The organism is Arcobacter sp. L (genome assembly GCF_000284235.1).
In the GTDB taxonomy this organism is placed as follows: Bacteria; Campylobacterota; Campylobacteria; order Campylobacterales; family Arcobacteraceae; genus Aliarcobacter; species Aliarcobacter defluvii.
The window spans coordinates 1,433,091-1,455,175 of the sequence record NC_017192.1; the positions used below are offsets into that span (position 1 = coordinate 1,433,091).

The window sequence follows — 22,085 nt, forward strand, 5'->3', positions numbered from 1 at the left end:
AAATTACCTTTGATATATATAATTTAAAATTTTATCAAAATCCTAAATTAAATATAAAAAGAGGATTTTCTCTTTTTATATTCTTCCTTCAGAACTTGCTCCCCAAGTTGTTCTCCATCTTGTTTTTACTAAAGAGATTCCAGAAATAGCAACTAAAACTACAGTTGCAAAGATAAAGAATCCAGCTGTATAACCTTCAAATGTACTTTGAGACCATCCTAAAGTTTTAATTAAAGCTGTTCCTCCAAGACCACCAGCACATCCAACAATTCCAGTCATAATACCAATATCTTTACCAAATCTTTGAGGTACTAATTGGAATACTGCACCATTTGCCATACCAAGATTAGCCATGATTAAAAATAATACTAATATAGCTAAACCAAAAGGTAAATTAAATGTTGCGTTTATAATTGCAAGTAAAGAAACTATTCCATAAAAGAAGTATAAAGATTTTACTCCACCTAATTTATCAGCAATTGCTCCACCAACTGGTCTTAAAACTGCACCTGCAAAAATACATAATGCTCCAAAATAACCAGCGACAACTAATACATTTGCTTCACTTAAGAAACCTAAACCAAATTCAGTCATTTCAGGTTTATATGTATTTAATAAATATACTTTCATATAGTTTGCAAAACCAACAAATCCACCAAAACTAACTGCATAAAACAGACAAAACCACCAAGTATCTTTGTCTTTTAATAGTTTTCCATAATCTTTTAATTTTTTTGGATTAGCTTTATAAACAGTTTCAGGTGCATCTTTTGCCATAAACAAATAAACAAAGAATATAAAAGTTGATAAAATAGCACCTACTAAAAATACTGATTGCCAACCCCAAATTTCTGCGATTTTAGGAGCAAAAATAAAGTCAATAACAACACCAATGTTTCCAGCACCTGCAAGTCCAAGAACAACACCTTGAAGTTTTGGAGGATACCATTGTCCTGCTTGTGGAAGCGCTACAGCAAAAGAACCACCAGCAAATCCTAAAACAAAAGCAACTATTAATAACTCATTATAAGTTATTTGTTCACCTTTAAAATAAGCATAAAAAAGACCACAAACAACAACAAATTGCGACATCAAAGCTGTTTTTTTAGCACCAATTTTATCAACTAAAAATCCTAGAAGTACTCTTAATATTGCTCCACCTAATACAGGAATTGCTAATAATGTTGCTTTTTGGTCAGCATTCATTACAAAGTTTTGAGTGATTTTTAATGATTCACTAATTTCTGTAGCTAAAGGACCTAACATTGTCCAAACCATAAAACTAAAATCAAAGTAAAGAAAAGCTGCTAAAACTGTTGGCCAGTGTCCTTGTCCTTTTAATTCTTTTAATGACATTTTGTCTCCTATAAAGAATTATAAATTAATTGGAAAATAAATAATTGATTTTATTGTATAAAAAATATTCAAATATGCTTAAAAATATAAAAATTAATGTTTTAATAAGTTAATTTTATTTAATTTAGATTTTTATATATCTAAAAAATATAAAAATTTATGTAAAATTAAGTTTAATAAAATATTTCTAAAATACAATAATTATATAGTAAAAATGATACAAGCATATAAATTAGTTTGATTAAAAGTATTTTTTAAGAACTGGTCTAAAAGACCAGTTTAAAGAGATTATTGGATTATATGTCCAACAAATTTTGACATATTATTTAAAATTTTTCCACCACGTCTAAATCCTAAACCACAAGCTTCATAAGCAAAAAATACTCCTGCTTGATAATAATTTCCATTTGAATCTTTTGGAAATTCTACAAATTCTTGATAGATTGGTTTATGACCAGCGTATTCTCCACTTGTTTGCTCATCGATAGTTCCATCTGAATTGATGATTTTAGTATTTGCACCTTCTCTTCCAAAACATCTTTTTTCAACTTGTTTTTTATCGACTAATGGTTCAAAAGAGGTTTCTAAAAGTAGAGGATGATTTGGATATAAATCCCATAAAATTTTCATAAATCCTTTTGATTGAAACATCAAAGTATATGCAGGATTAAAAATAATAGCTTTTTTTTCTTTTATAATTTCAGTTAAAAGTAGGGCTAATTCACTCTCTTCGATTCCTATATTTTCCCAAGGAATTAATTTAAACCAAAATTCAAAAAGTTCATCATTTTTAAATATTCCATCATCACTAAATTGTACATTTTCAATAAATTCAAAATCAGTATTAAATCCAGCTTCACTAGCAATATGTTGTAATAGTTTTGTAGTATTTATATCTTCTGTTGAACTTGAAATTGAAGAAAATAGTATTTTCCAACCAAGTGTTGAGTAATATTCTTCAAATTTTTCAATATCTGTATCTAAAGTAATTATTCTTTTAAAATTATCTTTTAAAGCTTCATATAAACCATTAAATTGACTCATCTCATCTAAACCATTAGCTTTTAACATTGCCCATTGAATGATAGCTGTTTCAAAGAGTGAAGTTGGTGTATCAGCATTAAATTCAATCAGTTTTATAGGTTGTCCATCTATTCCACCAGCTAAGTCAAATCTTGAGTATAAATGCCAGTGAACATTACTTTCCCAAGATTCTTTTATGATTTCTACAAGATTAAAAGGAATATTTAATTCATGAAATAAATTGTTTTCAATTACATACTCTCCTGCTTCTATAAACATATCGTATAATTCATTACAAGCTTCATAATAAGCATTTGCTTCTTCTTCATTTATAACAACTATTTCATCACTTACATAAGATGAATTATCGCTATCTGTATGCCAAACAAAACCAATTGATTCTAAATATTCATCACTCAAAGGAGTTAATTTTTTTAATTCCATTTTTTAACCTCCAAATACTGATGAACCAGAAGATTTAGTTGTATTAGAATTACTTGTATTCCCAAAAAATCCAGTTTTTTTAGTTGAACTATTTGTATTAGTTCCCGTTGATGGGCTTTTTGAAAAAGAACTTTGAGATTTACTATAAGTTTGAGGTGATTTATATTGTGTTTGTCTTTGATTTTGATAATTTTGATTATTGAATAATTTATTTCCAAGCCAAGAACCAATCATTGCACCTGCAATTGAAGACAGTAAAACTCCACCAAGTCCCATTCCACCATTACTTACTTCAGCATTTGGATTAGTAAGTGCAGAAGTTCCTGCATCAATCTTTGCTTCTTCTTCTCTTACAAGTTTATCTATTTCTTCTTGAGTCAAAATTCTTTCAGTTCCATCAGGATTTCTTAAAACAATAGTAGTTTTTGAAGCAGGAAATTCATCTGCAATTTTATATTTTCCATCAGCAGATTGTTCAATAATTACAAAAGCACCTTGTTTTTGACTTGCATTTGTAAAAGCATCATTTTGACCTTGATTTTGGTTATTGCTTCCTTTATCATCACAACCTGTAAGTCCAATAACTAAAAACGCACCCAAACCACCAACTATTGCATAATCTGATATTTTTTTAATATAATTTCTTTTTTTCAAAACTAATAATCCTTCCATATTGTATGTATTAATTTTAATAATACATAAAAGTTTCTATAAATTAGATGAAGAAAGATTTTAGCTAAGTTTGGTTAATCAACTGTAATTTTATCTTTTCCTGTTTTTTTAGAAATATACATTAAATCATCAATTCTTTTGAATATAGAAGCTTCATCATCATTTTCTTTCATTTGTGTTAATCCAACACTTAAGGTAATTTGATGGTTTTTTATTATATTTTCATTTTTTATTATGTGAGTTATTTTTTCAATAGATAAAAAAGCTTCATCAATTAAAGTTTTAGGATATAAAATCACAAATTCTTCTCCACCAATTCTAAATATTAAATCAGTATTTCGAATATTTTCTTTTGCAATTCCACAAACTTTTATAAGAACTTCATCTCCTACATCATGACCAAAATTATCATTTACTTTTTTAAAATCATCAATATCAACTAAAGCCAAACAAAAATTACTTTCATATCTTCTAAACATTTCTATTTTCTCTTTTAGTCTTTCGTTAAAAGATTTTCTATTATAAACTTTAGTTAATTCATCAACTGTTGCTTGCTCTTCAAGTTTTTTTTGAATTTCATAAAGACTTGTAATATCTCTACTTACACCTAAAATTCCTATTTTTGTTTCACTATATTTTAAAGGTCTTTTTTTTGATTGGAAAAGCAATAATTTATTATCAAATTCTAACCATTCTTCATCTATTGACATTTTATTTGTTCTTAAAACTTTTAGATCATTATCTCTAAAAATTTTTGCAAATTTATTTTCAAATATATCAAAATCATCTTTTCCTAAGATTTCATTTTCAGATTTATTTGCAAATCTTTTAAAAGCATCATTACAACCAATATATTTTAATCTTTGATCTTTATAATAAATTAAATCATCACTTGTATTTATAACAGCATCCAATAATTTCTTTTTAGTATGAATCCGACTTAGGAAAAATATAGTTAATACAAAAATAATGCTTATAAATATAATTAGCATTATAAACATATTTTTTTGTTCATATGCAATTTCAAAAATGATTTTCTTATGATGATTATTAGTATAAATAAAATTATCTAAATTTATTTTTCCATTTGTTAATCCTAATACTTTAAAAACTTCAAATATTTTTTCAAGTTTATTTTTATCTAAATAACCTATTTGTCTATTATCTTTATCAATGACTAAACTCTCAAGTATTTCAGCTTCTTTTATAAGATTGATAAGAGATTTATTTTGAGTATTGTATTTTTTATATATTATTTCTGCTGCTTCAGTCTTATTTTTGAAAGCATATTCCCAACCTTTTAAAGTTGCTTCATAAAAACTTTTTGTAGTTAGTGGATTTTCTTTTATAAATTTTGATGAAGTAAATAAAATATCACTATAAAAATCAAATCCATAATCTTTTGGATGAAAAATCTTATATTTTATTCCTTTTTCTTGAAGTATAATAGGTTCATTTGAAATATAACAAGACATTAAATCAACTTTTTTATTTATTAAATCATCTACATTAAAAGAGTGCTTGAAAATTTTTAAATCTTTTCTATCTATATCATTTGAATTTAACATAGCAGTGATTGAAGCTGTAAATTCAGCATCAGGTGTAATCATGACAGTTTTATTTTTTATATCTTTTATTGTTTTTATTTCTTCATTAGTTGTAAGTAACATCAAAGGAGAATGTTGAAATATTGCCCCAAGAATTACAATATCATCACCATTTATTTTATTTATAAGTAAAGAAGAACGTCCAATTGCAAAATCAACTTTTCCATCTTTTATAATATTTGTTAATTCTTGTTTATCTTTTAATTCATTTATTGTTACATTTAATCCAACATCTTTATAAAAACCTTTTTCTTTTGCAACATAATAACCTGCAAATTGGAATTGATTTAACCAATTTAATTGTAATGTTATATCTTTTTTTTCATTTGAGAACGAAAAAGTAATTAAAATAAATAAAATAAATAAACTTCTCATAAATATCCTTTTTTCAAGATATAAACACGATAATATCAAATAATAAGATTTTTTTTACTTTAAGTAACTTAAATAAAAGAATTAATATAAAGAACTTTAAAATAATAAAAAATAGTAAATATTAAAATTCAATTATATTTTAATATTAATTTAAGTAAGATGATGAAATGTTAAGAATAAAACTATATATAATATTAATTTTATCACTATTTATTGTTAATCTTCAAGCATTTGAAACAAATTATATAAATACTTATAGCAAATTAATTGCAAATAATTTTAAGTTAGTAGATTTAGATGACGAAAATGCTGAATTTAAAATGGCAAAAAAAGAAGAAAATTATGATTATGCTCTTAAATACAAATTAGCAAAATCAGGTTATGAAAATAGCGATTATATAAATTACCATACAGAAAATTTTTACAATGAAGATAGTTATAATCTAATATTTAGTAGTAGTATTTATTTATATGATTATATGTGGTTAAATTTTGATATGAATTATAAAGATTCATTAAGAAGTATTATGGAGTCTTCAGGTGGAGTTGCGTATTTGAAAAAAAGCACAAAAGAAGAATCTTCAGTTGGATTATATTTTAAACCAAATTCTATAATAACATCAAGTATTAGTTTTGAAAATTTAAATACAAATATAGATTATGATAAATTTATAAATCAAAGTTCTAAAAATACAGACAACAAAAAACTTAAGTTTAGTATTACTTCAGATTTAGATTTTGTTACATTGGATACTTCTGTGTATCAAATATTTAAAGATAATAGATATTTATCAAGAAGTGAAGATAGTGAAGATTATTTACAAAATACTCAAGAATTATATAGAGGTTTAGAAATAGCTTTATCAAAAGACTTAACAGAAAATCTAAAACTTACATCTAGTGCAAAATTTTCAAATATTGAGATTTTAAATAGTAATATAGAGGATTATAAGGGAAATGTTCCTTTATATACGCCACAAAAAGAGTTTGATTTAAAAACTGAATATTTATATAAAGATATAAAATTTATAAGTAAAGTTTCTTATGTAGGAAGTAGATATATAGATAATATCAATAGTCAAAAATTAGGTAGTTATACTATTGGAAGTTTAGGAGCTAGTTTTTACACTAAATTTATTGATGAAGATGCAAAAATTGATTTGAGTATTAAAAATATTTTAAATAAAGATTATTATTTATATTCTGATACAAAAGGTGATTCGACAAGTTTTATGATGAACATGTCAATGCCATTTTGATAACTTACTTATCTACTATTTTGTATAATAAATAAAATAGTTATGGATTAAATTTATGTCTTATTTAAAAATAATTTTTCTTTTATTAGTTTCAATAAATCTTTATGCAAATATAATAAATATAAATGAACAAACGAAATCTATCGAGATACTTCCAAATAGTGAAATTTATATTGATAAAAATAGAAATTTAACTATTGAAGATATAATAAAACAAAATGTAAAATTTGAAAAAAATAATAAAGAGATTTTATCATTTGGATATTCTCCCGATTTTGATGTTTGGATAAAAATTGTTTTAAAAAATGATTTAAATAAACCTATAAAAAAAATACTCGAATATAATAATCCTTTGACAACAAATGTTGATTTTTATGATGTAAATAAAAATAATTATTTCCAAAAAGATGGGCTTTTAACTCAAAATAAAGACAAATATGTAATTAATCCAATTTTTGAAATAGAACTCAATCCAAATGAAGAAAAAGTATATTTTGTAAAAGCATCTTCTTATATAACAACATTAATTATAGATTTGAAACTTTGGAATGAGAATAGTTTTTATCAAAAAGAGATAAAACATCAAATAATATTATCTCTATTCTTTGGAGCAATGTTTATACTAGGAATTTATAATTTATTTATATATTTATTTACAAGAGATAAAAGCTATTTATATTATGTAATATATATTTTTGGTTTAATTGCTCATCACTTAGTATATGTAGGTTTTACTAAGCTTTATATGTTTAATTCAAAAATACTTTTAGATATACTTGAATTATCCTCTGTTTTAGTTGCTCTTCCTGTGTATGCTTTAGGATTATTTACAAAAAGTTTTTTACAAACAAATCAATATCCAATTTTGAATAAAATTTTAAATGGCTTTTTGATAGTTATTCCAATATCAATTTTATTTTTTATATTTACAGATGATTATGATAAATATAGAAATAGTTTAACTATGTTATTTTTACTATTTTTAATGATAGTAACAATATATGGAGCAATAAAAAGAAATAAACAGGCATATTTTATTTTATTTGGTTGGTTTATATTTTTATCTTCTGGAATGCTTATGTTCCTTTCAAGCTCAGGAGTTTTTGATATTAAGAAGTTTTTTCCCTTATTTAATCGAAACTTCATTTGTAATGGAAGCAATAATTTTTTCAATTGCTTTGGCAAATAGAATTACAAGTTTACAAAAAGAAAAAAATGAAGCAAATAATAGATTAATAATTCAACAAAAAAATGAAACTAAAAGATTATCAAAAGAGGTAGATTTACGAACAAAAGATTTAAAAACAGCTCTTGATGAAAAAGAGTTATTATTAAAAGAGTTAAATCATAGAGTTAAAAACAATATGCAAACAATTGTATCTTTGATAAGACTTCAAAGTGATGAAGTTGAAAATGAAAAATTAAAAGATATTTTACTTACAATTCAAAATAGAATTAGTGCAATGGGACATCTTCATGAACTTTTATATAAGCAAGATAATATAAATTATATTGATGTTTATGAATATTTTGAAATATTAATTGAAGAGGTAAGATATAGTTATGATAGTTATATAAATATTCATCTCGATATAAAAACAAAATTAAAAATGGAACAAGCTATATATTGTGGACTTATAATAAATGAATTAATAACAAATTCTTTTAAGTATGCTTTTCCAAATAAAGAGGGAAATATTTATGTTATTTTAGAAAAAGATGAAAAAATGAAACTAACTGTCAAAGACGATGGAATAGGGTTTGAAAAAACAAATACAACTTTCTCTTTAGGTCTAACTTTAGTTAACACTTTAGCTTTAAATCAACTAAAAGGAAAAATAATTACAGATATAAAAGATGGAGTAACTACAACTATTTTATGGGATGAAGATGAATAGTGTAAAAATCTTAATAATTGAAGATGAAGCAATAGTTGCTTTAGATGTAAAAAGAATTCTTACTAATCTTGGTCAAATAGTGATAAATTGTGTATCAAATTATGAAAAAGCAATAGAAAGTATTAAAGAAAATAGACCAGAATTAATATTTTCTGATATAAATCTTGGAAAAGGTAAAGACGGAATTGAAATCATTGAAGAGATTCAAAAAAATGATTTTATACCAGTTATTTATCTTACTGCTTATAGTGATGAAGAGACTATTCAACGAGCGATAAAAACTAATCCTTTAGGTTACATCTTAAAACCATTTAAAAAAGAAGATATAAAATCAACACTACTTTTATCTCTTTATAAATTAAAAACACAAACTTTTAATAAAAATAATTCTTATGAAAAATTAGGAGATGATTATTTTTATGATTTAGAAAATGAAATACTTTTTTTTAAAACCAAACCAATAAAATTAAGTATTAAAGAAAAACAACTTCTTACTCTTTTAGTTGAAGCAAAAGGGCAAATAGTCTCTTTTAAATATATAGAATATTTTCTTTGGCCAGATGCTCCTATTTGTGATAGTACATTAAGAACACTGATTTATCGACTAAGAACAAAATTAAATTATAAAATAATTGAAACCATTTCAAGTATAGGATGCAAAATCTCAAATAGTTCATAAAATAAAGAAATTGTGACGCAAATTGTGACGCATATCTAATAAAGTTTGTCCTAAAAAAAGGACAAACAAAATGGCTTACATAAACAAAAATATCTCGTTAAATCAACTTCAAGAAATCATCAAGGCTGATATTCACCAAAAACAAACTTACCTTCCAGAGTCTTTTTTATCTCTACAGAAACAAGCTTTAGAAATTTTCCAAAAAAGGGTTTTTTTAGAAAGTGTTTTAGAAGATACTATCTCTTTTAATAAAAAACTATCTTGGGAAGATAAATATAAAAATTTATCATTAGTTAAAAATGCAGAAGAGTTAATTGAAGTATTTAAATTAAGAAGTGATGTATTTACACAAATTAATTATCAAAATGAATTTCCAGACACAATTGAAGGATTGAATTTTGATATTTATGATAAAAATTCTGCTGTGATTTTTTATAAAAATAATAAAGAAGTAACAGCAACTATAAGACTGATTTTTGATTCAGAAAATAAACTTCCTTCTGAAAATAAATGTTCTTTTGATGATTTGAGAAAAAAATATAATTGTATAGGTGAGATTTCAAGAAATATTGTAAAAAATAGAGGTCAAGGATTAAATTTAGAGTTTAAATATCTTATGTGTGGAATTTACAATATATTTATGAATAATGATATTGATATGTCACTTTCTGGGATAAAACAAGAGCATTTAAAACTGTTTAAGAAATTAGGAGGAGTTGAAATCTATAAAGAAATGGATTCTTATGGAAGTTTGGATATTCCTTTTTTAATTATCTCTTATAATCCAAATGAAGCTTCAAATTTTTTTAAAAAAGTTTTTTTAGAAGAATAAATTTTGTGACAGAAACTGTGACAGCAAAATGATAAGATTTATAAAAAGTAAAAAGAAGAACTAATGAAAAAGAAAAAAATTCTCATAGTAGAAGATGAAAGTATTGTTGCACTTGATATAAAAAGGACATTGGAAAAGTTAGATTATGAGATAACAAATACAGCTTTTGATTATCAAGGAGCAATAAATAGTGTTTTGTCAAATAAACCTGATTTGATTTTAATGGATGTGAATTTAGGTAAAAGTAAAGATGGAATTGAAACAGCAAAAAAAATAAAAACTTTTGAAGATATTCCAATTATTTATCTTACAGCATTTTCTGATGAAGAGACAATAAATAGAGCAATACAGACAAAACCAGTGAGTTATTTAATAAAACCATTTAAAAGAGATGAATTAAAATCAAATATAATGTTGGGTTTATATAAAAATGAAGAAATTGAAGATATTTTTTATGATGAAAATCTTTTATTGATAGGTGAGAATTACTATTTCAATAAAAAAGAAGATAGATTGTATTTCAAATCTTTACCTATAAATCTTGGATCAAAAGAAGTTCTACTTTTAAAAATACTATTAGAATCAAGAGGACAAATAGTTACAATTAAAGATTTAGAAAGTTTAATTTGGGGAGAAAATAGCATATCAAGTAGTACATTAAGAACACTTATTTATAGACTTAGAACAAAGCTTGAGTACAAATTTGTAGAGACGATTCCTTATGTTGGTTGTAGAATTTGTTAATTTTATAATTTTGTGACGGGATATGTGACACGTTTTAGATAAAATTTTTTTAAGTAGATAAAAGGGAACATTTATGAATATAATTACTAATTTTTGGAAAGCTTATTTCTGGTTTGTGATAATTAGTTTTATTACAATAGTAGGTTTTGTAGTTTTACATGAAGAAAAAGTTTTTTTTGGAAATATTTTTTCAAGAATGTATGATGTATTTTTTCTAATAATTGCACTTATTTCAATGTTAAGTATTAGGGGATATGTTTATAAAAAAAGATATTTTTCAAAGTATGTTTGGATTTTCTTATTTTTTATAATAATGGTTGATTCATTAGGATATATTTTTTTAGAATTTAATTATTTTTTTACTCAAAATAGTAATTATTTATTATTTGCTATTTTACTTTTACCTTGGTATTATGCTTTATATAAATATACTTTTTGTATGAATGACCTTTTTGAAGATGAATTTGATTATGAAAATGAATCTTTAACATCTTTGATTTCAGGATAACAAAGAAGATTTTTTTCTTTTGTTGTCTTTTTACATTTATTACAAAAATAAATTTGATTAGATGTGATTTTCTCATCTAAAGGTAAAATAATATAAGTTTTTTTTGCTCCACAGAGTTTTGTTATTTTTTTCATGATTAAACTTTTATCAATTTTAATATTTATATAAAATTATAGTTGAAATTTAATTTAAAAAGAATTTAAATTAAAAAATTTGATAAAAAAGAAAAAGTAGAAAATTCTATTTACTTTTCATTGCTTTCCATATTGTTTTTGCAGTAGCACAAGGATTATTATTCCCTTCTATATAAATCTCATGTATAAAAGAGTTTTCACCATCAACTTTATTTGTATAAGAAACAATACTATCCCCATACTGTGACTCTGATAAAAAACGCCCATCAATAGAGTGTAAATAATAGTTATCTATAATCTCTTTGGGTATTGATTCTAGAAGCCAATGAAAATAACTTATATTATTTACATGCTTATTTGTGTCAGTATCATAGCGATTAACAATAAACTTATTGAGATATTGAGGAGATTTAATGCTCTGCATTGTACTTGATATATCATAATCTAAAGATGTTTCCTCGCAAGACAACCAATTTTCTCTAAAATAATTTGGAATTTTTTTAGGTCTTCGTTTTTCGATATCAAAAAAAAGCCATAACCCTTTGGCTTTCCCTATAATATTGTAATGTTCATCATAAATAATGTTTTCTCTTGTCCCTCTGATAGATTTATATTTTGAAAGCCATGTTCGTATAATAATCTTTTCATTGTACTCAGGATATCTGTCTATTTCCATCATTCCAGAAAGTAATACCCATCCTAGATTTTGTGACATAAGAGACAATAAGCTATGACCAGCAAAAGCACAGTGATCTGCTGCAGTTTCTTGCAGCAATGTCATCATAGTTATAGGAGAAGCTTTTCCTGTGTTATCCATTTCAAAATATCGTAGCTTAAACTCTTTTTCAAAATAGTTTTCCATTTTAATTCCTTTATTATTCTGCAGTTTTGAAGTCTAAATATAACTGCATAATTTACAAGTTGCTTTTCTTTATATTTAAAATTAATTCATTTATAGATTTTTCGATAGAATCTTGGAGTGCTTTTTCTAAAATCTCTTTATTGTTCAATAAACTAGAGAATGCAAATCTGGCTGTTTGAACTTAAAAATATGAATACCAAAAGTGAACACAAATTTAATGTTAATATTACTTTTATTGAAACTACTCCGAGATACTTAATATCACAGCTTTCCCATTGATTATAGCAATTGTATGCTCATAATGACTTCCTTTTAATCCATCAGCAGACACTACATTCAACCGTTTTTTAAGATAGCTGGTTCTTTATCTTTTTGATATATCATAGGCTCAATACAAAATACCATTCCACCTTTTATTTTGAATCCAGATTTAGGAGTTCCATTTTCTAAATAATTTGGAATTTTTGCTTCTCCATGTGTTTTTATCCCAATTCCATGACCACAAAATTTAACTAAAGGTTGAGATATTCTCTATTAACAATAAATTTCTCTATTTCATATGATAACTCTTTAAATCTCATACCTACCTTTATTATACTGATTACATGATATAATGAATCTTTTGCACAAGCAATTAATGTATCATCTTCTTTTCAATTGGCATTGTAATAGCAGCATCACCATACCATCCATCAACCTCAGTAGCAATGTCAAGACCTAAAATATTTCCATTTTTTAATACAATGTCTGAAGGCAAACCATGAATGATAACTTCATTTAAGGATAAACAAATAGCACCAGAAAATCCATATAATCCTTTAAAAGAAGGACGGGCACCTAACTTTACTATACATTTCTCTGCCATAATATCAACTTCTTTTAATGTCATATCAGATTTAACAAGTTGTTGAACTTGGTATTTTAACTTAGATACTTTTAAATTCTATGTCTGAAATAATGTTACCTCTTCACTTACTTCTGGTACAGTTTTTACTGATCTTTTTTCTGAGAAAATCTTTTCACAGCCTGAATTCTTGAGTTGATCAATTTGATTCTCAAGATTTTGGCTTGAAGTTGAAACTCTTGCATAACCTACATTCATAATAAATCCTTTGTATTGAACTTAAGGCCTCACATTACTGTTCCCGAATGAATATGATATGATTGTTAGCTTCATAAGACAAGCCAGAACATTTAGCTACATAAAATCTAAAGTTAATATTAAACGCTTTTCATTGGCTATTAATCCTGGTGAACGGTGGACTAAGCCTGCATTTTCATTGCCTTCCCAAAGCGTACCTTTTATTAATGCAACATCGCCACAATCTAGTTGTTGGATATCAATTTCACTTTGGTAAAGACCTGATTCACTATCAGGCAAGCCGTTACAACCCCATCCCAGTTTTGTTTGATCAACCAGCTCATGTGGTAGCCATTCTGTAGCTATACCTTGATAGGTTGTCACAAGACGGCAAGGAACTTTGTCCACATGAAACTTAGGGCACATCGCTCGATCTAAAACTTTCAAACGCATGCCTACTTGTTTAAGTTCAAACAAATAACAAAACATATCCACAAGCAGAGCAATATCTTCGCTAACTTCAGTCATATTATTATCAAAAGATTCGCTAATACGTGAAAGTGCATCTTGTGGCGTTAAAATCATTTCCTTTTGAAATGTAGGATTCAACGCTAAAAATTCTTTTACTGAAAATTGTTTTTCTCGTCGCCAAATGGCTATATTAATCTCTTCTTTATAGATATCGCTCAAAACCGTTGGTTGTTTATCCTGAGACATATGTCGGAACATATATCCTTCTTGACTCCATTCACTAGCAATATTAAGATTTTTTTTATTCATCATCATTTTTTCCTTTAATATTCATTAATGTTCATGTTCGTCTTCATGTTCATCAAGCATATTTCTAATTTTTTTATAGATATCTTTTGCATCTTTATTTGATAGTCTCTTTTCTTCAATCAGTTTTAAAACTTGATTTAATTCCTCAATAAAAGATGCAATATCTTTTTTTGCTTCAATAATCTCTTCTTCTTCATTTCCTTTTTCTATTTCTTCATTTAATTCATCTAAAAAAGCTTGTGATTCTGGTAGCATCACATTAAATATTATACTTTCTAATTCTACTTTTATATTTTTCACTTATTTCCTCATTTTTACTTGTTTTCATAGCCAAATTTAATTGATTCTTCCTCAATTTTCTTTTTAACTAGTTCATGATTCCAATTATGTCTTTTGTAAAGTTCTTAATCTCTATATCTCTTTGTTCCAAAGTAGAAAATATAAATATTCTTTTTAAAAATGGTTGAAAAATTTGTATTGTAACCATCTGGAAATAGTTTTCTTTTATATATTTCTGTTCTTTTTCATCGATTTTACCATTGCAATTTTCATCAAATTCCATAATTAGAAGTTCTGATGTCATTTCATCAAATTTTCACACCATAGATATTGAAGTTATCCTATTTTCTTTATTATAAATTTAGGAAAAATATCGATGAATGTATAAGGATGGGCAAATAAAGTTATAGTTGAAACAAAAAATAAAATTATAAAACTTTTCATAAATCACTCTTTTTAAATTTTGCAAATTAATTGCAAGTCTGAAATATTATCAAATAAGATTTAAATGCAACTTAGTTGCATTTTTAAACTCTTTAGTTAGGATGCTTCAAATAAAAAAGGAACATTTGCTATGGAAAAATCTATTATAAACTCTGATTTAGACATGCATCTTCATTTAAGAGATGATGATATGCTAAAACTTGTAGCATCTTTGACTCCAAAAAGTTTTGCAGGTGCACTTATTATGCCAAATCTTCTTCCTCCAATTACTGCAGGTTGTGGAACTTGTTTTATTTATTGGCTTTTAGATTTAATAACTAACATTTAGAATATATGTTTAATAATTAGTTATACATCAATATAGATATTAAAAGCTTTTTATATTATGTTATGTTAAAATTAAAAGATAAAAGAGGAATTACATGGCTAAAAAGAATCAATCAGAAAGATTAACAAATCAACATAAAAAGTCTCAAGGTGTAGTTGGTATATTTGGGGATGAAGCAAAATCACATGATATTACAGTTGGGGAAATCTCAAATCATGTAGTTCGGCAACTTAAAGAAGAGTTTCCTCAATTATCTTTTCAATACAGAACAAGCATAACAAAAGAAGAAATAAACAAAGCCTTAAAAGAAATTGACAAAGATTTAGGACAAACTCTTTTTGTTTTAAATTCTAGCATTAAACCTGATGGCGGAATTATAGAAGTTAAAGACGATTATGATAATTGGAGAATAGTTTTAGTATCGGAAGCTAAACATCAAGGAAAAGACATTGAAAATATAAAAGCAGGAAAACTTGTGGGAGCAAAAAATAATCAAGATTTGATGGCTGCTGGTAATGCAATAGAAAGATCACATAAAAACATAACTGAAATCGCTAATTTCATGTTATCAGAATCTTATTTTCCCTATGTCCTATTTCTTGAAGGTTCAAACTTTTTAACAGAAACTATTTCAATTATAAGACCTGATGGAAGGGCTGTGAAGTTAGAATACAACTCAGGTATGTTAAACAGACTGGATAGATTGACCTCTGCAAATTATGGAATGCCAATTAATACCAATTTATGTAGAAATAAATTTGTCAAGCACAAAGATAAAACAATAATGCTTCAGGCAACTTCTATTTACACTCAAGGAAATGGAGAAAAATGGGACACTAAAAATATGTTTGATATTATGCTTGAGGTTTCTAAAACTTCTCTTCAAGTATTAGGTAGTGACTTATTTAATCAAATAACAAAAAGTAAATAGCAAAGAAACAAAGAGTTATTAAAATAATATAGGTTAAAAATGGCAAGAAATGCAACAAATAAATTATTACAAAAAGCTAAAAAATCAAAAAGCGACGAGTTTTACACTCAACTTTCAGATATAGAAAGTGAATTGCAACATTACAAAAGTCATTTTAAAGACAAGGTTGTTTTTTGTAATTGTGATGATCCGAGAGTTAGTAACTTTTTCAACTATTTTGCTTCTAACTTTAAAGAATTAGGTCTTAAAAAACTAATATCAGCTTGCTATAGAGAACAAACAAATGATTTATTTAATACACAAGAAAATGAACATGGTTTTTTCTTTGAATTAACAGATACAAAGGGTAAAAAAAATAAACCAAATTCAGCTGATATTGTTTATTTTAAGGGTGATGGAGATTTTCGTAGTACGGAAAGTATTAAACTATTAAAACAGTCTGATATAGTCATTACTAATCCTCCATTTTCATTATTCAGAGAGTATGTAGCTCAATTAATTAAATATGATAAAAAATTTTTGATAATTGCTAATATTAATGCAATAACTTATAAAGAGATTTTCAAACTCATTCAAGATAATAAGGCGTGGTTAGGAATAAATCTGGGTAGAGGTATTTCAGGTTTTATTGTGCCTGAACACTATGAACTTTATGGCACAGAGGCTCGGATAGATAGTTCTGGAAATAGAATAATTTCACCAAACAATTGTTTATGGCTAACTAATTTAGATAATTTTAAACGACATGAAGATATTCCTCTTTCAAAAAGATATTTTGGAAATGAAGTTGAGTATCCCAAATATGACAATTATAATGGTATTAATGTTAATAAAACAAAAGACATACCATTAGACTACAAAGGTGTTATGGGGGTTCCTATAACATTTTTACATAAGTTTAATCCTGATCAATTTGAAATAATTAAATTTAGAAAAGGTGATGATGAAAAAGATTTGTCAGTAAATGGTAAATGCCCTTATTTTAGAATACTAATCAAAAATAAACGTGTACAAACTGAATATACAGACAAATTGCAGGAATTAACAAGTGTACCTATGGTAAGTAATTCAAATCATTATGAAAAAAAATATATTTCTGGCATTCTAGCTTAACTTTCTCGAATGCTACATTTATAATTCAGTTCAAACATTAAGTTACTAAACCTCTTACTTTTGGAACAAAATTATAAAGTCTAACTTATTGGCTTTTTAACCTTTATTTAGAGATATAATTTGTTCCAAAAAATGTTCAAAAAGTAGAATTTAGAGATTCTCTCAAACCTCTAGGACTTTTAGAACAACAAAAGTCACTTTTTAAATCATAAGTTTAAAGATTTATCTAGTCTTCCCTCAAAGAATATTGCCAACTATGAAATTGTTAAAGACCACAAATAGGCATAGTCCATTTTTTAGAAGACTGAATTCTAATATAGAGAAGTTTAAGCAAATTATTTTCATTTGGAAAAACTCTTTTGGTTTTAGTAAGCTTTCTAAACGGTCTATACACTGATTCTATAATATTAGTGGTGTAGATGATACATATAATTTTTTCAGGATATTTAAAATATTCAGATAGATGTTCCCACTTGTTCTTCCACGACTTAATTAAAATAGGATATTTTTTACCTCACTTAGATTCAAAGTTGTCAAATTCCATTTCAGCAGCTTCTTTGGAGATAGCTTGATAAATATAGTAAAAAATGAAGAATTTTATAGAGATATTGGAGATATTGTTTTGTGAGTGTTGTTTTTGTATAGTGTATAAATTTATTAAAAGAGTTTTTATTACTTCAATATTTGAAAGTAAGATATCATTTTTTGTTTTTCTTTTGAAACTCTAAGAGAGATTCAATAATCTCACTTCTTTTCAACAAATTTTTTCAGAAAATCTTTCCTTTTAATAAATCTTAAAATTAATATCTATTTTAATAAATATTGCGGTTAAAATTAGGGCAGTAATAATGTATAAAAAGAGTTGAAAAATGGGTATAAATTACGCTAGAAATTTGTGACCACATTTGGCATACTCGCTTCTCTTAAATTTTTTACTAAAAATTCCCTTTTTTTTGATAAAAAAAGAATTTAAAATATATGAAATTTAATTTAGTTTTTGATAATTACAAATTTTTTTATAATGAATATTATATAAAATATGCAAGTTTTAATCTAAAAAAATAATAAAAAAAGCTACAATTTTTATATATAGGTAGCTCTATAGGGTAGCTAAGAAAAGAAATTCATTCTCCTCTTAGTCCTTTCCTCATAGCCTCAACTATTGAATTATCGGCTCTTGTATTAGTAAAAAGTTCAAATGCAAGTAAGCCTTGATATAAAAGCATATCTTCCCCATCTTTAATTTCACAATTATTTTCACGTGCAAGAGCTAAAAATGGAGTGATTTTTCCATAAACACAATCAAAAGCAAAAGAGGCATTTTTTAGTATTGGTTCAAGAAGTTCTTTAGGTGCAGGTAAATAATCATCTTTTAGTCCAGCACTTGTAGAGTTAGCAACTAAATCATAAGTATCAGGTTTGAAGTTTTCCCATGAAAAAGAAGGGATATTATGATTTTTAAAAAATTCTAGTTTTCCTTCACTTCTATTTAAAACAGTTACTTTTATATTTTTTTCTTTTAGAGCTAAACTTATAGCTTTTGCAGTTCCTCCAGCTCCTAATAAAAGTACATTTTTTACTTTACCAAAACTCTCTATTGCTTTTAAAAAACCAGGAGCATCAGTGTTATAAGCTACAACTTTTCCATCTTTCAAAATATATGTATTAACTGCTTTTATCTCTTTTGCAATTCCTTCTACAATATCTGCATTTTCATAGGCAAACTCTTTATGTGGTACAGTTATATTTGCTCCACTGTAATTATTTTCTAAAAAAATATTTTTTATGATATTTCCATCAATCAAGTGATGTTTTTCATAAATTCCATCAAAATTGATATATTTCAATCCTGCATTTTGCATTTGAGGTGATTTTGAGTGTTCCACAGGATTTCCAAAGATTACAAATTTTTTTGTCATTATTTTTTCCCTATTAAATTAAAAAGTGGATATTCTTTATCGTTTCTTTCATGTACAAATACTGTGTCACATGAAATTATTTCAAATCCAACATCTTCAAAAATTTTACATACTTTTTCTATATCATATCCAAAGTGTTCAACTCCATCGTTATTATGTCGAGAATGAAAAGTTCCATCTTCTTCTTCTAAATCATTTATACAAATTATTCCACCATCAACTAAACTTTCATAAGCTTTTTTTGCAAACATTTTAGTATCTTTGATATGATGCATAGTCATTGAAGAGATAAATAAATTAAATTCATTTTTTGGTAAATCTTCTTCATTGATATTATGTTGTATTGCTTGTATGTTTGAAAAATTTAATTCTTTTGCTTTTTCATTAAATTTATTAATCATTCCTATAGAATAATCCATCCCTATGACATTATTTTGTTCTGTACTTAAAGCAAAAGCTATAAATCCAGTTCCACAACCATAATCTAAAATTTTAGAATTTTCATTTAAAGTTATATGTTTTTTGAAATTTTCTACACAGGCATTTGAACTTTCAATACTTGTTTGTTTATTTTCCCAAGTTTTAGCTGCTTCATCAAATCTATTCAAATCTTGTCCTTAAACATTTTTTTGATAAATTATATCAAAAGCAAATAAAAAGAAGAAAAAATGAGCCAAAAAATTTTAATAAATTTTACAACAATACAAGATGGTAATTTAGCTTATCATGTTGGTGATATAAAAGAAAATGTAGATAAGAATAGAGAAAACTTAGCAATAAAACTAAATTTTAAAAATGAAAATCTTATTTATATGAACCAAGTTCATGGAAATAATGTACAAATTGTAGATGAAAAATCACTTAAATTGATAGATAATTGTGATGGATTGATTACAAATTCTAAAAATCTACCTTTGATGGTAATGGTAGCAGATTGTATTCCAATACTGTTTTATGATGAAATTCAAGGTGTAATTGCAGCTGTTCATGCAGGAAGAAATTCTACTTTTCTAAGAATTGCAGAGATTACAGCAAAAAAAATGATAGAAAATTTTTCTTGTAAAGTAGAAGATATAAAAGTAATTATGGGACCATCAATTCAAAAATGTTGTTATGAAGTAAGTGATGAACTTTTAAAAATTGTAAAAACTTCATTTGGAGAAGAGTTTTGTATAGATAAAAACATTGATTTACAAGGAATCAATAAAATGTTATTAGAAAATTTAGGAATAAAAAATATAGAAATCTCGAATATTTGTACAAAATGTTCAAATAAACCATATTTTTCTTTTAGAAAAAATCCCAAAACAGGAAGATTTGCAGGAATTATAAGTATTAGTAATGTATAAAGCTTAAAAGATAATTATAAATTATAATTAAATAAAAAAACTTACATAAATTTTACATAACTGATAAATATTTACTTAAATGAATACATATTCATAAAAAATCAATAAAATTCTTTTTATTTAAGTTTCATTTTGTTACTATTTTGCGATTTTATAATAAATCAGTTTATAAAAAGGGAAACAAAATGAGTACAAAAGTTACAAAAGAAGAGGCATTAGAGTATCACAGAGTTCCAAATCCAGGGAAAGTTGCAATTTCAACAACTACAAGATTGGAAACTCAAAGAGATTTATCCTTGGCATATTCTCCTGGTGTTGCTTATCCTTGTGAAGAGATTCAGAAAAATCCTGAATTAGCTTTTGAATATACATCTAAGAGAAATCTTGTTGCGGTTATTTCAAATGGTACAGCAGTTCTTGGACTTGGTGATATTGGAGCAATTGCTTCAAAACCAGTTATGGAAGGTAAATCTGTATTATTTAAAAAATTTGCTGCTGTTGATTCTTTTGATATAGAAGTTGATGAAACGGATATTGATAAATTTTGTGAAGTTGTAAAAGCTATTTCTCCTACTTTTGGTGGAATTAATCTTGAAGATATAAAAGCACCGGAATGTTTTGAAATTGAAAAAAGATTAGTTGAAGAGTTAAATATTCCTGTTATGCATGATGACCAACATGGTACTGCTATTATTACAAGTGCTGCACTTATTAATGCAAGTGAAATGATGGGAGAAAAATTAGAAGATATGAAAGTAGTTGTTGTAGGGGCGGGGGCTTCGGCAATTGCTTGTTCAACAATGTATAAAGAACTTGGAGTAAAAAACTTAATTATGTGTGATTCAAAAGGTGTAATTCACAAAGGAAGAACTGATTTAAACAAATATAAAAAAGAGTTTATTACACAAACTGATATAACGACAATGGAAGAGGCGTTTAAAAATGCCGATATGGTTTTAGGATTATCAAGACCAGGAACATTTACAGTAGAACATATAAAACTTATGAATGATGAACCAATTATCTTTACTTTAGCAAATCCAACTCCAGAACTTTTTCCAGAAGAGGTAAAAGCTGTAAAACCAAAAGCTATAATAGGAACAGGACGTTCAGATTATCCTAATCAAGTAAATAATGTTTTAGGTTTCCCTTTTATTTTCAGAGGTGCACTTGATGTTCAAGCAAGAAAAATAAATATGCATATGAAAAAAGCAGCTGCTTATGCTATTGCAAATCTTGCAAAAGAACCAATTACAGACCAATTAAAAGCTTCATTTGGTAATTTAACTTATGGAAGAGAGTATATTATTCCTATTCCTTTTGATAAAAGACTGATGGTTGAAGTATCAAGTGCTGTTGCTTTAGGTGCTGTTGAATCAGGAGTAGCTAGAATAAAAAATTTTGATTTAGAAAAATATAGAGAAAAACTAGCTTCTATGCTATAACTTAAAATTATCTATTAATTTAT

At 25.7% G+C, this 22,085-nt stretch carries 23 protein-coding genes and 3 pseudogenes; 12 read left to right on the forward strand and 14 right to left on the reverse strand.

What is annotated here, in order from left to right:
• Nucleotides 1-75 precede the first annotated feature (75 nt).
• From ABLL_RS07150 to ABLL_RS07165, 4 genes are all read right to left on the reverse strand, one after another.
• A complete protein-coding gene (locus ABLL_RS07150) occupies nt 76-1,356 on the reverse strand; it encodes a nitrate/nitrite transporter (RefSeq protein ID WP_014474118.1) in 1,281 nt (426 codons plus the stop codon).
• Between the two features lie 288 nt (nt 1,357-1,644).
• Nucleotides 1,645-2,823 (reverse strand): glutathionylspermidine synthase family protein, encoded by a 1,179-nt coding sequence (locus ABLL_RS07155; RefSeq protein ID WP_014474119.1) that lies wholly within the window; start codon nt 2,821-2,823, stop codon nt 1,645-1,647.
• Nucleotides 2,824-2,826: 3 nt separating this feature from the next.
• Nucleotides 2,827-3,477, reverse strand: coding sequence for a UPF0323 family lipoprotein (locus tag ABLL_RS07160; protein ID WP_014474120.1), 651 nt, complete (start codon nt 3,475-3,477; stop codon nt 2,827-2,829).
• A gap of 92 nt (nt 3,478-3,569) precedes the next feature.
• On the reverse strand, nt 3,570-5,477 hold the full coding sequence (locus tag ABLL_RS07165) for a GGDEF domain-containing protein (RefSeq protein WP_014474121.1): 1,908 nt from the start codon (nt 5,475-5,477) through the stop codon (nt 3,570-3,572).
• Nucleotides 5,478-5,644: 167 nt separating this feature from the next.
• Between ABLL_RS07165 and ABLL_RS07170 the strand changes: the two genes are divergently transcribed.
• The 7 genes from ABLL_RS07170 to ABLL_RS07200 all read left to right on the forward strand — a co-directional run bounded on the left by ABLL_RS07170 (nt 5,645) and on the right by ABLL_RS07200 (nt 11,397).
• On the forward strand, nt 5,645-6,736 hold the full coding sequence (locus ABLL_RS07170) for a TonB-dependent receptor (RefSeq protein ID WP_014474122.1): 1,092 nt from the start codon (nt 5,645-5,647) through the stop codon (nt 6,734-6,736).
• Nucleotides 6,737-6,791: 55 nt separating this feature from the next.
• Nucleotides 6,792-7,925 (forward strand): 7TM diverse intracellular signaling domain-containing protein, encoded by a 1,134-nt coding sequence (locus ABLL_RS15110; RefSeq protein WP_014474123.1) that lies wholly within the window; start codon nt 6,792-6,794, stop codon nt 7,923-7,925.
• Nucleotides 7,888-8,634: a sensor histidine kinase gene (locus ABLL_RS15115; RefSeq protein ID WP_014474124.1), complete on the forward strand. Its 747-nt coding sequence runs from the start codon at nt 7,888-7,890 to the stop codon at nt 8,632-8,634. Before ABLL_RS15110 ends, ABLL_RS15115 begins: the two co-directional genes overlap by 38 nt.
• Nucleotides 8,627-9,313: a response regulator gene (locus ABLL_RS07185; protein ID WP_014474125.1), complete on the forward strand. Its 687-nt coding sequence runs from the start codon at nt 8,627-8,629 to the stop codon at nt 9,311-9,313. Before ABLL_RS15115 ends, ABLL_RS07185 begins: the two co-directional genes overlap by 8 nt.
• A 70-nt stretch (nt 9,314-9,383) precedes the next feature.
• Nucleotides 9,384-10,145 (forward strand): hypothetical protein, encoded by a 762-nt coding sequence (locus ABLL_RS07190; protein ID WP_014474126.1) that lies wholly within the window; start codon nt 9,384-9,386, stop codon nt 10,143-10,145.
• A 63-nt stretch (nt 10,146-10,208) separates the two neighbouring features.
• Nucleotides 10,209-10,889, forward strand: a complete 681-nt coding sequence (locus tag ABLL_RS07195; protein ID WP_014474127.1) for a response regulator — start codon at nt 10,209-10,211, stop codon at nt 10,887-10,889.
• Between the two features lie 73 nt (nt 10,890-10,962).
• Entirely contained in the window at nt 10,963-11,397 is a 435-nt protein-coding gene (locus ABLL_RS07200) for a hypothetical protein (protein ID WP_014474128.1), read from the forward strand.
• Here ABLL_RS07200 and ABLL_RS15055 read toward each other — a convergent pair.
• From ABLL_RS15055 to ABLL_RS07225, 7 genes and pseudogenes are all read right to left on the reverse strand, one after another.
• Nucleotides 11,358-11,531, reverse strand: a complete 174-nt coding sequence (locus ABLL_RS15055; protein WP_158310007.1) for a hypothetical protein — start codon at nt 11,529-11,531, stop codon at nt 11,358-11,360. The two genes, ABLL_RS07200 and ABLL_RS15055, sit on opposite strands and share 40 nt — an antisense overlap.
• Before the next feature lie 106 nt (nt 11,532-11,637).
• Complete coding sequence (locus ABLL_RS07205) at nt 11,638-12,393, reverse strand: acyl-[acyl-carrier-protein] thioesterase (protein ID WP_014474129.1); 756 nt, start codon at nt 12,391-12,393, stop codon at nt 11,638-11,640.
• Between the two features lie 241 nt (nt 12,394-12,634).
• Nucleotides 12,635-13,336, reverse strand: a pseudogene (map, locus tag ABLL_RS07210) (type I methionyl aminopeptidase); the annotation flags it as partial.
• Nucleotides 13,337-13,495 (reverse strand): recombinase family protein, encoded by a 159-nt coding sequence (locus ABLL_RS15255; protein WP_014474131.1) that lies wholly within the window; start codon nt 13,493-13,495, stop codon nt 13,337-13,339.
• Between the two features lie 96 nt (nt 13,496-13,591).
• Nucleotides 13,592-14,257, reverse strand: coding sequence for a DUF1826 domain-containing protein (locus ABLL_RS07215; RefSeq protein ID WP_014474132.1), 666 nt, complete (start codon nt 14,255-14,257; stop codon nt 13,592-13,594).
• A gap of 21 nt (nt 14,258-14,278) precedes the next feature.
• Nucleotides 14,279-14,554, reverse strand: a complete 276-nt coding sequence (locus ABLL_RS07220) for a double-stranded DNA repair protein Rad50 (protein ID WP_014474133.1) — start codon at nt 14,552-14,554, stop codon at nt 14,279-14,281.
• A gap of 67 nt (nt 14,555-14,621) precedes the next feature.
• Complete coding sequence (locus tag ABLL_RS07225; RefSeq protein ID WP_041654758.1) at nt 14,622-14,837, reverse strand: hypothetical protein; 216 nt, start codon at nt 14,835-14,837, stop codon at nt 14,622-14,624.
• Between the two features lie 270 nt (nt 14,838-15,107).
• Between ABLL_RS07225 and ABLL_RS07230 the strand changes: the two are divergent.
• The 3 genes and pseudogenes from ABLL_RS07230 to ABLL_RS07240 form a co-directional block, all read left to right on the forward strand.
• Nucleotides 15,108-15,248 (forward strand): annotated as a pseudogene (locus tag ABLL_RS07230) (dihydroorotase); the annotation flags it as partial.
• A 151-nt stretch (nt 15,249-15,399) separates the two neighbouring features.
• On the forward strand, nt 15,400-16,236 hold the full coding sequence (locus ABLL_RS07235) for an EcoRI family type II restriction endonuclease (protein WP_014474136.1): 837 nt from the start codon (nt 15,400-15,402) through the stop codon (nt 16,234-16,236).
• A 39-nt stretch (nt 16,237-16,275) separates the two neighbouring features.
• The gene (locus ABLL_RS07240; RefSeq protein ID WP_014474137.1) at nt 16,276-17,349 is read left to right on the forward strand and encodes an adenine-specific methyltransferase EcoRI family protein; all 1,074 of its coding nucleotides are present in this window, start codon (nt 16,276-16,278) and stop codon (nt 17,347-17,349) included.
• Between the two features lie 254 nt (nt 17,350-17,603).
• Here ABLL_RS07240 and ABLL_RS14915 read toward each other — a convergent pair.
• The 3 genes and pseudogenes from ABLL_RS14915 to ABLL_RS07250 form a co-directional block, all read right to left on the reverse strand.
• Nucleotides 17,604-17,926 (reverse strand): annotated as a pseudogene (locus ABLL_RS14915) (transposase); the annotation flags it as partial.
• Between the two features lie 547 nt (nt 17,927-18,473).
• Entirely contained in the window at nt 18,474-19,268 is a 795-nt protein-coding gene (locus ABLL_RS07245; protein ID WP_014474138.1) for a shikimate dehydrogenase, read from the reverse strand.
• Nucleotides 19,268-19,876: a class I SAM-dependent methyltransferase gene (locus ABLL_RS07250; RefSeq protein ID WP_014474139.1), complete on the reverse strand. Its 609-nt coding sequence runs from the start codon at nt 19,874-19,876 to the stop codon at nt 19,268-19,270. The genes ABLL_RS07245 and ABLL_RS07250 overlap by 1 nt, the downstream gene beginning before the upstream one ends.
• Nucleotides 19,877-19,936: 60 nt before the next feature.
• Here ABLL_RS07250 and pgeF point away from each other — a divergent pair, with 60 nt between their 5' ends.
• Nucleotides 19,937-20,617 carry a peptidoglycan editing factor PgeF gene (gene pgeF / locus ABLL_RS07255; protein WP_014474140.1) on the forward strand — a complete coding sequence of 227 codons (681 nt, stop codon included), beginning with the start codon at nt 19,937-19,939 and terminating at the stop codon, nt 20,615-20,617.
• Nucleotides 20,618-20,802: 185 nt separating this feature from the next.
• Nucleotides 20,803-22,062 carry a malic enzyme-like NAD(P)-binding protein gene (locus ABLL_RS07260; protein WP_014474141.1) on the forward strand — a complete coding sequence of 420 codons (1,260 nt, stop codon included), beginning with the start codon at nt 20,803-20,805 and terminating at the stop codon, nt 22,060-22,062.
• The last annotated feature ends 23 nt before the right edge of the window (nt 22,063-22,085 follow it).

What these genes read in the sequence shown, in the direction of transcription:
- ABLL_RS07245 (WP_014474138.1), bottom strand. Translation starts at nt 19,268, where the DNA reads ATGACAAAAAAATTTGTAATCTTTGGAAATCCTGTGGAACACTCAAAA.
- ABLL_RS15055 (WP_158310007.1), bottom strand. Translation starts at nt 11,531, where the DNA reads ATGAAAAAAATAACAAAACTCTGTGGAGCAAAAAAAACTTATATTATT.
- ABLL_RS07190 (WP_014474126.1), top strand. Translation starts at nt 9,384, where the DNA reads ATGGCTTACATAAACAAAAATATCTCGTTAAATCAACTTCAAGAAATC.
- ABLL_RS07155 (WP_014474119.1), bottom strand. Translation starts at nt 2,823, where the DNA reads ATGGAATTAAAAAAATTAACTCCTTTGAGTGATGAATATTTAGAATCA.
- ABLL_RS07195 (WP_014474127.1), top strand. Translation starts at nt 10,209, where the DNA reads ATGAAAAAGAAAAAAATTCTCATAGTAGAAGATGAAAGTATTGTTGCA.
- ABLL_RS07165 (WP_014474121.1), bottom strand. Translation starts at nt 5,477, where the DNA reads ATGAGAAGTTTATTTATTTTATTTATTTTAATTACTTTTTCGTTCTCA.
- ABLL_RS07200 (WP_014474128.1), top strand. Translation starts at nt 10,963, where the DNA reads ATGAATATAATTACTAATTTTTGGAAAGCTTATTTCTGGTTTGTGATA.
- ABLL_RS15115 (WP_014474124.1), top strand. Translation starts at nt 7,888, where the DNA reads ATGGAAGCAATAATTTTTTCAATTGCTTTGGCAAATAGAATTACAAGT.
- ABLL_RS07225 (WP_041654758.1), bottom strand. Translation starts at nt 14,837, where the DNA reads ATGACATCAGAACTTCTAATTATGGAATTTGATGAAAATTGCAATGGT.
- ABLL_RS07235 (WP_014474136.1), top strand. Translation starts at nt 15,400, where the DNA reads ATGGCTAAAAAGAATCAATCAGAAAGATTAACAAATCAACATAAAAAG.
- ABLL_RS07170 (WP_014474122.1), top strand. Translation starts at nt 5,645, where the DNA reads ATGTTAAGAATAAAACTATATATAATATTAATTTTATCACTATTTATT.
- ABLL_RS07260 (WP_014474141.1), top strand. Translation starts at nt 20,803, where the DNA reads ATGAGTACAAAAGTTACAAAAGAAGAGGCATTAGAGTATCACAGAGTT.
- ABLL_RS07215 (WP_014474132.1), bottom strand. Translation starts at nt 14,257, where the DNA reads ATGATGAATAAAAAAAATCTTAATATTGCTAGTGAATGGAGTCAAGAA.
- ABLL_RS07150 (WP_014474118.1), bottom strand. Translation starts at nt 1,356, where the DNA reads ATGTCATTAAAAGAATTAAAAGGACAAGGACACTGGCCAACAGTTTTA.
- ABLL_RS07205 (WP_014474129.1), bottom strand. Translation starts at nt 12,393, where the DNA reads ATGGAAAACTATTTTGAAAAAGAGTTTAAGCTACGATATTTTGAAATG.
- ABLL_RS07185 (WP_014474125.1), top strand. Translation starts at nt 8,627, where the DNA reads ATGAATAGTGTAAAAATCTTAATAATTGAAGATGAAGCAATAGTTGCT.
- ABLL_RS15255 (WP_014474131.1), bottom strand. Translation starts at nt 13,495, where the DNA reads ATGAATGTAGGTTATGCAAGAGTTTCAACTTCAAGCCAAAATCTTGAG.
- ABLL_RS15110 (WP_014474123.1), top strand. Translation starts at nt 6,792, where the DNA reads ATGTCTTATTTAAAAATAATTTTTCTTTTATTAGTTTCAATAAATCTT.
- pgeF (WP_014474140.1), top strand. Translation starts at nt 19,937, where the DNA reads ATGAGCCAAAAAATTTTAATAAATTTTACAACAATACAAGATGGTAAT.
- ABLL_RS07240 (WP_014474137.1), top strand. Translation starts at nt 16,276, where the DNA reads ATGGCAAGAAATGCAACAAATAAATTATTACAAAAAGCTAAAAAATCA.